We start from the raw sequence: 14,452 nt of genomic DNA on the forward strand, positions 1-14,452 counted from the left end.
CAGACGGCGGGACGAACTCAGCCGTCCCGCTTGGAGTATTTCCACTCCTCTTCGAATCGCGGAAATGCTCTAACTCTTTGTTTTTACGCAATTCCGGACGCAAAAACCGTTGCGCACTTCTGCTGGAATTGCTCTAGGCGAAGGGCGGAGGCTATTCCTCTATTCCCTTGGTGCCGCGACGCTTCAGATAGGCGTCCCAGTAGAAGTCGTCGGCATTGTCCTTGGTGACGACGGCGAAGCCGTTGTCGACGACGGGCAGGCCCATCGGATTGAAACCGGCGCGCTTGTAGTCGTTCATCGGATCGATGAGATCTGGATGGGCCGCCATGAACAGCAGCATGAAGCCCATGAAGCCCTGCATGCCCTGGTTCGGATTGATGGCGCCGAAGACCTGGCCGGCCTTGATCATGTCGAGGATCTTGCCGTTCACGTCGGCATTCATGATCTTGATCTTGCCGCCGAGCTCCTGCGCGGCCTGGGCCGCGCCGAGGGCCGAATTGGCCTCGGGCATGAACAGGGCGCCGAGGTTCGGATGCGCCTGCGCCATCGACAGCACGGCGTTGTAGGCCTTGGTCGGATCCTGGTTCGAGGCAGCCCGGGCCGCCAGCTTCATGTCTGGGTACTTCTCTTCCATCCGGCCGACAAAGGCCGCGACTCGCTTGTCGTGATTGTCCTGGCCAGGATTCTCCAGGATGCCGTACTCGCCCTTGCCGCCCAGCGCCTCGGCGATCACGTCGGCGGCATAAGCGCCTTCGCGCCCATTGTCGGAGGTGACATAGGAGATGCGCTTGCTGTTGGGCGAGTCGGCGGCGAAGGTGACGACCGGCACGCCGGAATCGACCGCGCGGTTGATCGGCTCGATGAAGGGATCGGAATTCATCGGGTGGACGAGGATGCCGGCCGGCTGTCTGGCAAGAACCTGGTCGAAGCTCGCGATCTGCTTGTTGACGTCATATTCCGGCGTGCCGGTATAGGCCGTCTTGCAGCCCAGTGACTGGGCCGCCTGCTTGAACATCTCGTAGACGGGGAACCAGTATTCCACGCCCGACACCATGACGTTCATGTAGTAGGTCTCGCCATCCTTGCAGCGAAAGTTGCTTTCCTCGGCCTGAGCCGTCGCGGCCATCAGCGACACGCCCGCGGCCAGACCCAACATCAGTGCTTTCATGCCCATGGGTTCCTCCCGGTTGCTGCGCGTGGACCTCCTCCTCCGCGCTGTTGAAATAAATTTCATCATGCGATATTCATTTCAAGCACCTTTTAACGGGCCGTCATGCGGCTGTCAATCGGTCTTTCCGGCGGCTCCGGAAGATGTAGCGTGCCTGCCCGAGATTGCCTCGCGGGGAGAATCTGTTACGGCTTGGGCAGAACAACGTTCGGGCAGTGCCGTGGACCTTTCGGCAGCGCAGATCCTCGTCGTCGACGACAATGCCGACAATCGCGACGTGCTCATCCGTCGGCTGAGACGGCTGTCGCTCACCAACGTGACGGAGGCGGCCGACGGCATCGACGCGCTCGACGCGTTGCGCGGGAAATCCTTCGATCTCGTCCTTCTCGACGTGATGATGCCGCGCATGAATGGCGTCGAGGTGCTGCAGGCGATGCAGGCCGAAGGCCGGCTGGAGGACACGCCCGTGGTGATGATATCGGCCGCCTCGGAGATCGATACTGTGGCGCGCTGCATCGAACTCGGCGCGGAGGACTATCTGCCGAAACCGTTCAACCCGGCGCTGCTGACGGCCCGCGTCAAGGCGGTGCTGGAGAAGAAGTTCCTGCGCGCGGAGAACAAGGCACAGCTCGTCCGCCTCGAACGCGAGATGGCGGAGGCCTGGCTGCAGCAGCAGGCCATGCTGCCGACCGAGTTCCCGGTCGATCCCGCCGTGATCGACATCGATGCGCTGATCGATCCGGCCTTCGAGGTGGGCGGCGACCTCTACGACGTCTTTGAGATCCGGCCTGGCCTGCTCTGCATCGCGCTCGGAGACGTCGCCGGCAAGGGAACGGCCGCGGCCCTGTTCATGGCCCGCACCCGCAGCCTGCTGCGGGCTGGAACCCTGCAGTTCCAGGCGATTGCGGGCCGGGACCCCCGACCCTCCGAGATCGCCGCCCTGGTCAATGACGAGCTCTGCAAGAACAATCCGCATTCGAAGTTCGTGACGCTGTTCATCGGCTTCCTCGACGTGCCGACCGGCGCACTCAGCTATTGCAACGCCGGCCACCTCTTTCCGCTGCTCGCTGGCAGCGGCGGCGTGGCGGAGATCGCCAATCCCCCGGAGCCGGCGCTGGGCGTGATCGACGGCATGACCTTCACAGACCACAGCCTCGCAATAGATGTCGGCGACAGTCTCGTGCTCACATCGGACGGCGTCGCCGACATGCAGAACGGCGCCATGGACAGTTTCGGCACCGAACGGATGCTTGTCGAGGTTGGCGTCGCCGCCGGCCGGCCGGCGGAAGAGCTGATCCGCCATGTCGTGGATCAAGCCCGTGCCTTCGCCGGCGACGCCCCGCAATTCGACGACATCACCATGCTCGCGCTTCGCCGGCTTGCTTGAATTTGGATCAGGCCGATATGCTCTTCTCAGCTGAGCGAAAACAACTGACCGTTGGTGCCGCCCCTCATCCGGCTGCCGCCACCTTCTCCCCGCAAGCGGGGAGAAGACCGCTGTCTCCCATGCTTTCGCCAATCTCCACGCTGCAGAACGAGGGCTGCGATAGTGGCAGTCGGTCGTCTCCCCGTTTACGGGGAGAAGGGGCCGGCAGGCGTATGAGGGGCGGCGCCGAGGGTCAGGATAAAGGACAATTCCTCAGCGGCGCTTCGGAGGCTGGCAACGAGGCCGGGTCATCGCTGCTTCGCCAGCAAGGCATCGATCTTGCTGAGCAGGCGCGGCAGGTCGACGGGCTTGGTGTCGAAGTCGTCGCAGCCGGCGGCCAAAGCGCGTTCGCGCTCACCGCTCATGGCATGCGCGGTCAATGCGACAATGGGCACGGTGGTCTCCTCCGCGCGGATGCGTCGCGTGGCTTCCCAGCCGTCGATCCCCGGCAGACCGATGTCCATCAGGACGATGTCTGGGTTCTCGCCTGATGTCATCGCCACCGCCTGCTCTCCATCCTCGGCGATCAGGACCTCGTGACCGCTGCGCGTCAGGCGTCGCGAGAGCATATCGCGGTTCATCTCGTTGTCCTCGACCAGCAGAATGCGCGCCATGGCCGGCTCCTCTAGTTCCTCGGCTCGTGGGTGGCGAGTACGTTGCGTAATGCCTGGGACAGTTCCAGATAGCTGCCGGCGCCCTTGGCGATGATCTGCTCCGTGCGCTCCATCAGCAGCTGGCGCTCCGAGACGGAAAGCTGCTGCGCGGTAACGACGAGTACGGGAATGGATTTCCAGCGTTCATCGTTCCTTAGCCGGGTAAGGAACTCGAAGCCGTTCATCTCCGGCATCTGCAGATCAAGCAGTATGGCGATCGGGATCGAATTGATACAGAGCCAATCGATGCCTTCCTTGCCGTTGCCGGTCAGTGCCGCGCCGTAGCCGAGCTTCTCGATGGCGCGCTCCATGAGCTGGCGGGTCGCCGAATCGTCCTCGACCACCAGCACGGTTCCAGAGGCATGCGACCGCGTCACGCGGCCCACGAAGTCGCTCAGCTCGCCCCTATCGACCGGCTTCGCCAGCATGCCGGCGGCGCCGAGGCTGAAGCCCAGAGCCTTCTCGTTGCTGATGCTGACGATCACGACGGGAATGTCGGCGAGATCAGGGTCCTTCTTGAGTTCCACCAGCACCGACCAGCCGTCCATCTGAGGCATCATGATGTCGAGCGTGATCGCTGCCGGGCGGTGGGCGCGGGCCTGTTCCAGCGCCTCGGCCCCGCTGTTTGCATAGATGACCTTGTAACCGTCACGGGTAAGATGCGCGCCGATGATGTGGAGCGCCGAGGCATCGTCGTCGACGACGAGCACGACAGGCCGCGATGCGCTTTCGGCTGCGTCGGCCTGGGGCGAGCCCGCGGCTGAAGGCTCGGGAGCAGCCGTCGAGGCGGGCAGGGTGAACAGGAATCGCGATCCCTCGCCAGGTCTGCTGGTCACGGTCAGATCGCCGCCGAGCATTTTGGCGAAGCTGCGGCTGATGGCGAGCCCGAGCCCGGTGCCGCCGAACTTGCGGGTGGTCGAATTGTCGGCCTGCGAAAAGGCCTGGAACAGCCGGCCGAGTTGCTCCTCGTTCATGCCGATGCCGGTGTCGGAGACGGCGAAGGCCAGCATCGGTGCGCCGTCCATGACGCAGCGCTCGACGGCTAGCTCGACCGTCCCCTGCTGGGTGAATTTGGACGCGTTGCTGAGAAGGTTGAGCAGGGTCTGCTTGACCTTGGTGATGTCGGACTCGATCGCGCCGATGTCATCGGGACATCTGACGACGAGGCTGTTGTCGTTGCGCGCGGCCAGCGGCCGCACCAGCATTTCGACTTCGCCAACCAGTCCGGCCACGTCGAAGGTCTCGTTGTAGACCTCCATGCGCCCGGCCTCGATCTTGGACAGATCGAGGATATCGTTGATGAGCCCCAGCAGATGGTTGCCGGCCGTTTCGATCTTCTTCAGATCGGGCAGGAAATCCTTCTGGCCGGCGTCCTGCACGTCCTCCTGCAGGATCTGCGCATAGCCGATGATGGCATTGAGCGGGGTCCTCAGCTCGTGGCTCATATTCGCCAAGAACTCGGACTTCACCTGCGTGGCGCGCTGGGCCTCGTCGCGCGCCGCCTCCAGCGCCTCCTCGCGGCGGCGCAGCTCGGTGATGTCGGTGTAGACGACGGTGAATCCGCCTTCATGCGTCTGCCGCTCGCTGATCTGCATCCAGCGCCCGTCCCGGAATTGGGCGACGCGGCTCGAGCTATGGCCGTGGCTCTTCAGCCGCTCGGCGATCCATTGCTCCGGACTTACCTCGGTGCGGATAACGTGACGGCCGGCGGTCTCTATGACCTCGGCGAAATTCGCCTGGCGGGCGGCCTGGTCGACATGGCTCGGATGCATGGCGCGAAAACGCTCATTGGTGACGAGCAACCGATCGTCCGGCCCGTAGAGGGCAAAACCCTCGGCGATGCTTTCGATGGCGTCGGACAAAGTCTTGCGCTGGCGCTCGCCCTCGCGGGTCAGCCGATCGCGTTCGGCCATGCTGTCCCTCAGCAGGAAAAGCGCTTCGCCGACACGCCCGAGTTCATCGCCCGCGCCGGCAGGAATGGCCACGCCGGTATCGCCCTGCGTCAGGCCGCGGACCGCACCGACGATCCCGCCGAGCGGTTTCAGGATGGAGCGCAGGATCACGATCGTGAGGATTGCGCCGGCCAGGATGGCGGCGAGCGTCAAACCGAGCGACACATTGGCGGCACGAGAAAACTGGCGGATGGTGTTCGCGCGCGCCGCCCTCGCCTTGCCGCGCAGCCCGGAGAGCACCTCGGAGAGACGCTGGTCGACGACGACGCCATGTTGCCGCGCCTGCGCGAACAGCGTGTTGCCGATCACCCTGTTGTTGTCGGTGTAGGCGTCGACGGCCTGGCTGGCGAGGTCGTCGAAGCGCGCAGCCTCTTCCCGGATCGTGCGGGCCGCGTCGGGCTCGGTCTGCTCGAGCAGGGCGATCTGCTCGCCGAGTCTGGTCCGCGCCTCCCCGACCCGGGCTTCGGTCAGGGCCAGCAGGCTGACGGCCAGATCGGTCTGCCAGTAGCGCAGATCGTTGAAGGCCGAACGCACGCCCGATGCGACCTCGACGACCGCACCGATGTGGCTGGCAGTCTCGGCTGTCACCCTGGCGTTGTGCAGCGCCCAGCGGACGAAGAGGCTGCTGATGCTCATGGCAAGCAGCAGGACGACCGCCAGCAGGACAAGCCGCGTTCGGATGGAAAAACGCCGCAGCCACCCGCTCATGCCAACTGCCCCGCTCATTGCGGCGTCAGCGTGATGCTGATGATGCCGCCGAGATCGCCTTCATGGGCTCCTTCCTTGGGGTAGCCGGTGATGTCGAGTTCGCCCTTGGGCTCGCCATGGCAGCTCAGGCAGGACGGCGCATAATATTCCGGCACCATCACCCTGACCTTGCCGGCGTCGGCCGCGGCATAGGTCTGTCCCGTCGGCCAGTCGGCCTGCTCTAGATAGCTGCGGATCGCCGCGATCTCCCATGCGTCCGGCCGCGACTGGCGGTTGCGGACGAGTTCAGGCGGAGCGGTCACCTTGATGGCGGCCTCCGTGCCGACGCGCCGGCCGAACGCCTCGTTGACCAGCCGCGCGAAGGTCGCGGGAATGAATCCCTTGAAGCCGACGCCCTCTGCATTGATCGTCGCCTGATTGGCGTCCATCACCTCGACGACGGCATCCATCTGCGCCCTGAGAAGCCGGCCCTCATAGGTCGCGGGATCGATGGCCAGCGGATCGACGCCGGCACGGCTGCGGTAATTCTCCAGCGCCTGGTCAAGCACGGCGCGGCTCGTAAGCCCTTTATCGCCCCTGGACGGATCGTTGATTTCTGCCTGATGCGCGGAGATCACCGCACGCGCCGATTGCAGCATGGTCGCCAGGCTTTGCGCGATCCTGAGATCTTCGGGGGAGGGCTGATCGTCCGCCGTCGCCGTCCCGCCGAGCATGATCGCGACGACCAGCGCCACACCGCCCAGTCCGACCATCGACCGCTTCGGCATCGTGAAGCCCCCCAACGTCACGCCCAGCCGATCGACCGGGCGGCATCATGCCGTGACTATCGTCACTGCGTCGGGGCAATGCAAGCGCCTTGGGCAACTGTCACCTGCCGACATTGCCCCTTGCCGAGCCAGGATCGGAACAGCAGGCGGCATAGGAAGACAAGTCAGTCAAAGAGGGAAAACATTTGAAGGAATCAAAGAGTTCGGCCATGATCATGATTAATGGCGCCGCTGGCGACTGGAGAAAGAAGACATAATACCTGGAGGGGTAGCATGAAATCGGTAGCTGCGACTGTCGTAGCCTCTGTCGGTAGCGTGCTGTTCGCCGGCAACGTCCTGGCTGCGGACATGGTTTCGCCTGTGGCTCCCGCGGCAGAGCAAATCACGACTGAAAGCGGGTGGACGTTCGCGGTCGCCCCCTATTTCTGGGCGGCCGGGCTGTCCGGCGACGTCGCCTCGTTCGGGCTTCCGCCGGTCCATGTGGATGCCGATTTCGCCGAGATCTTCGATCATCTCAAATTCGGCGCCATGGCGATCGGTGAGGCGCGCTATGGTCCCTACAGCATCTTCGGTGACGTGATGTACACGAAACTGTCCGGCAGCAAGGGGACGCCGCTAGGCATTCTCGCGACGAGCGCGGAAGTGACGTCCGAGACGTTCGCCGGCCTTGTCGGCGCCGGTTATTCGATCGTCGACAACGCCTCGGCACGCCTCGATATCATCGGCGGCGTACGGATATGGTCGGCGAGCACGGAAATCTCCCTCAGCGGCGGAATTCTCGACGGTGTCTCGCGAAGCGACAGCGCGACCTGGGCGGATGCCGTCGCCGGCCTTCGCGGAAACTACTCGATCACGTCGAATGTCTATCTGACCGGATGGGGGTATGTCGGCGCCGGCGGGGCCGATGTCGACTGGGATGTCGCAGGCGCGATCGGCTACCGTTTCAACGACCGGATTTCAGCCGTGGCGGGCTATCGGGCGTTGGGCGTCGACTACAGCAGCGACGATTTTGTCTTCGATGTCGTGCAACAGGGCCCGATTCTCGGAATGGTTTTTCGCTTCTGACGGGCCCTATCGCGGGTCCGTCCCGTCCAGGGTCGCCAATGCGCCGTAGAGCTCCGGGCGACGGTCCCGGAACAGGCCCCATGCGGCACGGTCGGCGCGCAGCTTCGCACGATCGAAGCCGGCGGTCAGCACCGCCTCGCCCTCGCGGCCAGCCGAGGCGACCAGTTCTCCCGACGGACCGGCGATGAAGGACGAGCCATAGTAGCTCTGCTCCTTTCCCCCGACATGTTCGGTGCCGATGCGGTTGGCCGCTGCGACCGGCATCAGGTTGGCGCCGGCATGGCCGCGCATCGTGATGCGCCAGTGCTCCATGGAATCGAAGTCCGGCCGGCCCGGCTCCGAACCGATCGCCGTCGGATAGAGCAGGAATTCCGCTCCCATCAGCGCCATCGCGCGTGCCGCTTCCGGGAACCACTGGTCCCAGCAGATGCCCACGCCGATCGTTCCGAAGCGGGTCTCCCACACCCGGAAGCCGGTGTCGCCGGGATTGAAATAGAACTTCTCCGAATAGCCCGGGCCGTCGGGAATGTGCGACTTGCGGTAGATGCCGAGCACCGCGCCGGCATCGTCCACCATGGCGAGCGAATTGAAATAGGCCTGGTTGCGGGCCTCGAACAGCGAGACGGGAATGACGACGCCGAGTTCTGCCGCCAGCCGGCGCATGGTCGAGAGCGTCGGGTGGTCGTCGTCCAACGGCCGCGCCCGGACGAAATGGGCGGGCGACTCCTCCTGGCAGAAATACAGGCCCTCGAACAGTTCCTGCACCAGCACGATATTGGCACCGCGGCCGGCCGCTCCGCGCACCAGCCGCGTCGCCGTGATGACGTTCTCGGCTGCGTCGTCGCTGCAGGCGAACTGCACGACAGCAAGCGTGACCTCGTTCGTCATGTCAGCCCTCCTCGAAGCCGGTCAGCACGCCGACCGCGTTGACGCCGATCTCGTCGACCGCGTAACCGCCCTCCATGACGAAGAGCGTCGGCAGACCAAGCCTGGCGATGCGGCCGCCGATCCTTGGATAGTCTTCGCTCACCAGCTTGAAATGGCTGATCGGATCCTTCTCGAAAGTGTCTACGCCGAGCGAGACGACGACCACATCGGGGGCATAGGCGGCGAGCTTGCGGCAGGCATCTTCCAGCGAGGCATTCCAGGCCTCGAAGGTCGTGCCGAAGGGCATCGGGTAGTTGATGTTGAAGCCCTCGCCCGGACCCGCGCCCTTCTCGTCGGCATGACCAAGGAAGAAGGGGTACTCCGTCATCGGGTCGCCATGGAGATTGATGACCTGGACGTCGGGACGCGAATAGAAGATCTCCTGCGTGCCGTTGCCGTGGTGGTAGTCGACGTCGAGGATGGAGACGCGCGACGCCCCCTGGTCGCGGAACCACTGGGCCGCGACGGCGGCGTTGTTGATGAAGCAATAGCCGCCCATGAAGGCGCTGCCCGCGTGGTGGCCGGGCGGGCGGCAGAGCGCGAAGGCCGCGCGCTGCCCTTCCTTCACCAGCCGCGCAGCGGTGAGCGCGGTGTCGCAGGACGACTTGATGGCATCCCAGGTGCCCCTGACGAAGGGCGCGCCCGCGTCGAAGGAGTAGAACCCCAGCTTGGCCTCGATCGTCTTCGGCACGACGTCGCCGCGCAGCCCGCGCGTCGGCCAAGTGAAGGGCATAGCCGAGCCACCGCGCCCTGACGCTTCCCATTCCGGCCAGACCGTCGGCAGGAAGTCGATATAGGCGGCGTCATGCACGCGCTTGGCCGCCGACAGGTCGTGCGGTTCCGGTTCGGCGATCGGCCCGAGCTTCACCGCTTCGACCCGCGCCTTGATGATTTCTGCGCGCGAGGGCTTCTCGAAACCCGGCACGATGGCTCCGGCCACCAGTTCCGTCTGGCCGGAGTGCCCGGCATGCAAAGGTGAAAAGATCGTCTTCATCGGTACCGGCTCGCTTCCTCTGCCCACGCATCCTCGGATCGTCGCGCTTTGTGGCAGAGAGTCCGCCCGAGGCCAAGAGGGTGGGGAATATAGTTATTCTGTATAACATTCTCCCGCTTGCCAGACGCCAATACTCTGCTAGCCTCAGGAGGCAATCGGAGGACCATGATGCCGCAAACGGCCGATCTTATCGTCGAGAACGCAAGCATTCTGACGATGGATCCCGACACCCCCCACGCCGCAGCGATCGCGATCAAGGGCGGTGAGATCATGGCGGTTGGGGACCGGGCCACAGTCCTCGAACGCAAGGGCCAAGGCACACGCATCATCGACGCCGGCGGCGCATCCGTCGTGCCGGGCTTCATCGAGGCGCATATGCACCTCTTCGGCGGCGGGGCCGAGCTCGACCATCTCCAACTCGCCGGGGTGCATGGTTTCGACGCGCTGGCCAAGGCGGTGCGCGACTACGCGGCCGGCCGGCCGGACAAGAAGATCCTGCAGGCGCAGGGCGCCGACTACACGATCCTTTCCGACACCGAGCGCGTCACCCGCCACCACCTCGACCGCATCCTGCCCGACAGGCCCTTCATGATGTCGGCGCCGGATCACCACACGGTGTGGGCGAACACCAGGGCGCTGGAACTGGGCGGCCTGCTGCACGGCAAGCAGCTTGGCCCGGGCAACGAGATCGTCATGGACGCCGACGGGTTGGCCGCGGGCGAGTTGCGCGAGGGCGAGGCCTTCGGCCCGCTGATCGACCTGACCGGCGAGGGCCGCGTGAGGCTCGGCCTGGCGACCGGCGGCGAGCCGGATCCCAAGCCGACGCCTGAGGAACAGGCTTCCGACCGCGCGATCATGCGACGCGGCCTGGAATGGTGCGCCAGACATGGCATCACCTCGATCCAGAACATGGACGGCAACCTGCATCAGCTCGAGTTGCTGTCCGAGATCGAGGCCGAAGGCGGGCTTCTGTGCCGGGTGCAGATCCCGTTCCACTACAAGAATTTCATGACGCCCGACGCGCTGGAGAAGGCCTCGCTGATGGCCGAGCGCTACCGCTCCGAATGGCTATCGTCCGGCATGGTCAAGGTCTTCATGGACGGCGTGCTTGACAGCTGGACGGCCGTCATGGTCGAGCCCTATGCCGACCGGCCGGACTGGGTCGGCGAGCCGCTCTTCACCCAAGAGCAATTCAATGCGGCGGCGATCGAGGCCGACCGGCGCGGCCTGCAGATCGCCGTGCACGCGATCGGCGACGGCGCCGTACGTTCCGTGCTCGACGGCTACGAGGCCGCACAGAAGAAGAACGGCAGGCGCGACAGCCGCCATCGCATCGAGCATATCGAAGTGATCACCGAAGCCGACATACCGCGCCTGGCGAAGCTCGGCGTTCTGGCCTCCATGCAGCCTCCACACCCACCCGGCTCGATGGGCCTGCCGCTGGAGCCGACGGTGTCTCGCATCGGCCGCAAGCGCTGGCCACTCGCCTACGCGTGGCGCACGCTGAAGAATGCCGGCGCCCGGGTCGTCTTCGCCTCCGACTGGCCGGTCTCGCCCATCGACCCGATTGCGGGGATCCAGGCCGCGGTCACCCGCAAGCGCTGGGCCGAGACCGACCCGGACCAGAGCTTCTCGCTGCACGAGGCGCTCGCGGGCTACACGGTCGAAGGCGCCTATGCCGAGTTTCGGGAAGACCGCAAGGGCAGGTTGCGGCCGGGCTATCTGGCCGACCTTTTGATCCTTTCGGGCGACCTCGAAAAGACCGATCCCGAAGAGCTCCATACGGTCCGCCCGGTCACCACGATCTGCGGTGGCAAGGTGACCTACCAGGCGTAAAAATCCTGCGGGAACAGCATCTTGAACTGTGATTCAATTGCCCTGTTGCCAAGCAACCGGCCATGTGGTCACATGAAAACGGGGAAAAACCCCGCCGAAAAGAGCGGGGCCAACAGCGAGGCTGATCGTGCCGGATAGACCGGATCGGAATGCGATTGAAGTCCACGGAGTAAGCAAGATTTTCGGAACGGGAGACGCCCAGGTCGCGGCGCTCGCCAATGTTTCCGTCTCCATCCGTGAAAACGAATTCTTCACCCTGCTCGGCCCTTCGGGGTGCGGAAAGACGACCCTGCTCAGGCTCATCGCCGGCTTCGACTTCCCGACGGACGGCGGGATTCTGCTCTACGGCCAGGACATCGCGCCGCTGCCCCCCTACAAGCGGCCGGTCAATACGGTGTTCCAGAACTATGCGCTCTTCCCGCATATGACCGTGGCCGAGAATATCGGCTTCGGACTGCAGATGCTGGGCAAGCCCAGGGCCGAGATCGACGCCCGCGTCGCCGAGATGCTGAGGCTGGTCAAGATGGAAGCGCTCGCCAAGCGGCGCACGAGCCAGATCTCGGGCGGCCAGCAGCAGCGCGTGGCGCTGGCCCGCGCGCTCGCGCCGCAGCCCAGGGTGCTGCTGCTCGACGAGCCGCTGTCGGCGCTCGACTACAAGCTGCGCAAGGAGATGCAGATCGAGCTGAAACGCCTGCAGCACGAGACCGGCATTACCTTCATCTTCGTCACCCACGACCAGGAAGAGGCCCTGACGATGTCCGACCGCATCGCGGTGATGTCATCAGGAAAGATCCTGCAGGTCGGCTCTCCCTGGGATATCTACGACAAGCCGGCCGAGCGCTTCGTCGCCGACTTCATCGGCGAGACCAATTTCCTGACCGCATCGGTCGGCGACGTCGCGGACGGCAAGGCGACCGTCAGGCTCAAGTCGGGCGCGACCATCCCGGCCACCATCGCGGAAGGCTTCAAGCCCCATGCCGAGGCCACGATCGTGGTGCGGCCCGAGCATGCCAGGGCAGTGAAGGGTCAGGGCGACCTCGCCGGAACGGTGGAGAATATCGTCTATTTCGGCACCGACACCCATATCCATGTGCGGCTCGACGACGGCGGCCTGTTCACGGTGCGCCAGCAGAACAGCCGCAGCGCCTCCTGCGGCTTCGAGCAGGGCGAACGCGCCGGCATCGTCATTGGCGACGAAGCCGCGCAGGTTCTGCGGGACTAGATCGTGGCGACCGCTCGAGAGATTGCCGAAAAGGCGGAACGCGAGGACATCAGGCGGCGCTGGCTGCTGTCGGCCCCGGCGCTGCTCATCATCTTCTTCGCAGGGATCGGGCCGCTTTTCATCGTGCTCGTCTATTCCTTCCTCGCGCCGGGCAACTATGGCGACGTGAAGTGGGAATTCTCGACCGACGCCTGGACGAGCGTGCTGTTCGAGCGCGACATCTTCGACGACACGCTGTCGATCGCCAAGGCCAATATGTCGATCTTCACGCGCTCGGCGGTGCTGTCGCTGATGACGACGGTGCTGACGCTGATCTTCGGCTTCCCCACCGCCTATTTCATCGCCACGCGGCCCGAGGGCCGGCGCGAGATCTGGCTGTTCCTGATCACGATCCCGTTCTGGACGAACCTGCTCATCCGCACCTTCGCGATGATGGAAGTGCTGCGCAACGAGGGGCTGATAAACTCCGTGCTCAGGCTGCTCGGCATCATCGATCAGCCGATCCAGTTCATGTACACCGACTTTGCAGTGCTGGTGGGCATGACCTATGTCTTCCTGCCACTGATGGTGCTGCCGCTCTACGCCAGCATGGAGAAGATCGATTTCCGTCTCGTCGAGGCGGGCTACGACCTCTATGCGACGCGCTTCCAAGTGCTGCGCAAGATCATCGTGCCGCTGGTCAAGCCGGGTATCATCGCCGGCTCGATCCTGGTGTTCATCCCCTCGCTCGGCGCCTATGTGACGCCGCGCGTCATGGGGGGCGGCACCAATCTGATGATCGGCAATCTGATCGAACTCCAGTTCGGACAAGGCCGAAACTGGCCGCTCGGGGCGTCGCTCTCGATCACGCTGATGGCGATCGTGATGATTACGCTCCTGTTCTATGTCCGCAATGCCAGCAAGTCGGGAACGGGCCATGGTCACTAAGCGCGCCACCTTCGACGTCCGCCGGCAGACCGGCTTCGCGACCGTCGCGATGATCTGCTTCTTCCTGCTCTATTTGCCGATCGCGACGCTCGTCGTCTACGCCTTCAACGACAACGATTCCGTCGCCATCTGGAAAGGCTTCTCGCTGCGCTGGTTCCAATCGGCCTGGAACAATACGCAGGTGATCGACGCATCGATCCGCTCGTTCCAGATCGCCACCGCCGCGGCGGTCCTGGCGACGATCGCGGCGACCATGGCAGCGCTCGCCACGACCCGGACCAAGCCCTATCGTGGCCTGACTTTCAAATATGCCTTCATCAACCAGCCGCTGATGGTGCCTGAGATCGTCACTGCCGTCGCGCTGCTGGTGTTCTTCTCGCGAATCAAGGTGGCGACAGGCTATTCGGGCCTCGGCTATCTGATCGCCGCGCACAGCGCCTTCTGCATTCCCTTCGCCTATCTGCCGATCCGTGCCCGTCTCGAAAGCATGGACCTGTCGCTGGAGACGGCCGCGGCCGACCTCTACGCGACGGGATGGAAGACTTTCCGCCATGTGACCCTGCCACTTCTCTGGCCGGGAATCCTCGCCGGACTGATGCTCGCCTTCGTCGTCTCGCTCGACGACGTGGTGATCACCGAATTCGTCAAGTCGGGCGGACAGGACACGCTGCCGACCTACATGCTCGGCCAGCTCCGGCGCATCGTGACGCCGGAAATCAATGCGATCTCGACAGTATTCCTGCTGCTGTCGGTCGGTATCGTCACAATCTTCTTCTTCGTCAGCAGGAAGCGGACCTGAGCTCGAAG

Annotated in this window: 12 protein-coding genes; 6 read left to right on the plus strand and 6 right to left on the minus strand. The window is 64.4% G+C overall.

The annotated features are described in order from the left end of the window. Nucleotides 1-151: 151 nt before the first annotated feature. Complete coding sequence (locus JN280_RS03255) at nucleotides 152-1,156, minus strand: substrate-binding domain-containing protein (RefSeq protein ID WP_202314502.1); 1,005 nt, start codon at nucleotides 1,154-1,156, stop codon at nucleotides 152-154. Nucleotides 1,157-1,388: 232 nt separating this feature from the next. Between JN280_RS03255 and JN280_RS03260 the strand changes: the two genes are divergently transcribed. After that, nucleotides 1,389-2,555, plus strand: coding sequence for a PP2C family protein-serine/threonine phosphatase (locus JN280_RS03260; protein WP_202310091.1), 1,167 nt, complete (start codon nucleotides 1,389-1,391; stop codon nucleotides 2,553-2,555). A 287-nt stretch (nucleotides 2,556-2,842) separates the two neighbouring features. Here the strand turns inward: JN280_RS03260 and JN280_RS03265 are convergent, their stop codons facing one another. Genes JN280_RS03265 through JN280_RS03275 form a run of 3 tightly spaced genes read right to left on the minus strand, consistent with a single transcriptional unit; the run spans nucleotide 2,843 to nucleotide 6,674 of the window. Next, nucleotides 2,843-3,208, minus strand: coding sequence for a response regulator (locus tag JN280_RS03265; RefSeq protein WP_202310092.1), 366 nt, complete (start codon nucleotides 3,206-3,208; stop codon nucleotides 2,843-2,845). Nucleotides 3,209-3,219: 11 nt separating this feature from the next. Further along, a complete protein-coding gene (locus JN280_RS03270; RefSeq protein ID WP_202310093.1) occupies nucleotides 3,220-5,907 on the minus strand; it encodes a response regulator in 2,688 nt (895 codons plus the stop codon). A gap of 14 nt (nucleotides 5,908-5,921) precedes the next feature. Beyond that, on the minus strand, nucleotides 5,922-6,674 hold the full coding sequence (locus JN280_RS03275) for a Tll0287-like domain-containing protein (RefSeq protein WP_244742871.1): 753 nt from the start codon (nucleotides 6,672-6,674) through the stop codon (nucleotides 5,922-5,924). Nucleotides 6,675-6,947: 273 nt separating this feature from the next. On the opposite strand from JN280_RS03275, the gene JN280_RS03280 reads away from it, so the two are divergent. Next, the gene (locus JN280_RS03280; protein ID WP_202310094.1) at nucleotides 6,948-7,739 is read left to right on the plus strand and encodes a hypothetical protein; all 792 of its coding nucleotides are present in this window, start codon (nucleotides 6,948-6,950) and stop codon (nucleotides 7,737-7,739) included. A 6-nt stretch (nucleotides 7,740-7,745) separates the two neighbouring features. Here the strand turns inward: JN280_RS03280 and aguB are convergent, their stop codons facing one another. Continuing rightward, a complete protein-coding gene (aguB, locus tag JN280_RS03285) occupies nucleotides 7,746-8,627 on the minus strand; it encodes an N-carbamoylputrescine amidase (protein WP_202310095.1) in 882 nt (293 codons plus the stop codon). Between the two features lies 1 nt (nucleotide 8,628). Further along, nucleotides 8,629-9,660, minus strand: coding sequence for a histone deacetylase family protein (locus tag JN280_RS03290; RefSeq protein ID WP_202310096.1), 1,032 nt, complete (start codon nucleotides 9,658-9,660; stop codon nucleotides 8,629-8,631). A 168-nt stretch (nucleotides 9,661-9,828) separates the two neighbouring features. Here JN280_RS03290 and JN280_RS03295 point away from each other — a divergent pair, with 168 nt between their 5' ends. From JN280_RS03295 to JN280_RS03310, 4 genes are all read left to right on the plus strand, one after another. After that, complete coding sequence (locus JN280_RS03295) at nucleotides 9,829-11,496, plus strand: amidohydrolase (protein WP_202310097.1); 1,668 nt, start codon at nucleotides 9,829-9,831, stop codon at nucleotides 11,494-11,496. Between the two features lie 127 nt (nucleotides 11,497-11,623). After that, a complete protein-coding gene (locus JN280_RS03300) occupies nucleotides 11,624-12,718 on the plus strand; it encodes an ABC transporter ATP-binding protein (protein ID WP_202310098.1) in 1,095 nt (364 codons plus the stop codon). 3 nt (nucleotides 12,719-12,721) lie between these two features. Continuing rightward, nucleotides 12,722-13,645: an ABC transporter permease gene (locus JN280_RS03305; protein WP_202310099.1), complete on the plus strand. Its 924-nt coding sequence runs from the start codon at nucleotides 12,722-12,724 to the stop codon at nucleotides 13,643-13,645. Then, nucleotides 13,635-14,444, plus strand: coding sequence for an ABC transporter permease (locus JN280_RS03310; protein WP_202310100.1), 810 nt, complete (start codon nucleotides 13,635-13,637; stop codon nucleotides 14,442-14,444). The genes JN280_RS03305 and JN280_RS03310 overlap by 11 nt, the downstream gene beginning before the upstream one ends. The last annotated feature ends 8 nt before the right edge of the window (nucleotides 14,445-14,452 follow it).

Origin of the sequence: Mesorhizobium sp. L-8-10 (assembly GCF_016756635.1) — a bacterium.
Classification (GTDB): domain Bacteria; phylum Pseudomonadota; class Alphaproteobacteria; order Rhizobiales; family Rhizobiaceae.

What these genes read in the sequence shown, in the direction of transcription:
- JN280_RS03255 (WP_202314502.1), bottom strand. Translation starts at nt 1,156, where the DNA reads ATGTTGGGTCTGGCCGCGGGCGTGTCGCTGATGGCCGCGACGGCTCAG.
- JN280_RS03265 (WP_202310092.1), bottom strand. Translation starts at nt 3,208, where the DNA reads ATGGCGCGCATTCTGCTGGTCGAGGACAACGAGATGAACCGCGATATG.
- JN280_RS03270 (WP_202310093.1), bottom strand. Translation starts at nt 5,907, where the DNA reads ATGAGCGGGTGGCTGCGGCGTTTTTCCATCCGAACGCGGCTTGTCCTG.
- JN280_RS03275 (WP_244742871.1), bottom strand. Translation starts at nt 6,674, where the DNA reads ATGCCGAAGCGGTCGATGGTCGGACTGGGCGGTGTGGCGCTGGTCGTC.
- JN280_RS03280 (WP_202310094.1), top strand. Translation starts at nt 6,948, where the DNA reads ATGAAATCGGTAGCTGCGACTGTCGTAGCCTCTGTCGGTAGCGTGCTG.
- aguB (WP_202310095.1), bottom strand. Translation starts at nt 8,627, where the DNA reads ATGACGAACGAGGTCACGCTTGCTGTCGTGCAGTTCGCCTGCAGCGAC.
- JN280_RS03290 (WP_202310096.1), bottom strand. Translation starts at nt 9,660, where the DNA reads ATGAAGACGATCTTTTCACCTTTGCATGCCGGGCACTCCGGCCAGACG.
- JN280_RS03295 (WP_202310097.1), top strand. Translation starts at nt 9,829, where the DNA reads ATGCCGCAAACGGCCGATCTTATCGTCGAGAACGCAAGCATTCTGACG.
- JN280_RS03310 (WP_202310100.1), top strand. Translation starts at nt 13,635, where the DNA reads ATGGTCACTAAGCGCGCCACCTTCGACGTCCGCCGGCAGACCGGCTTC.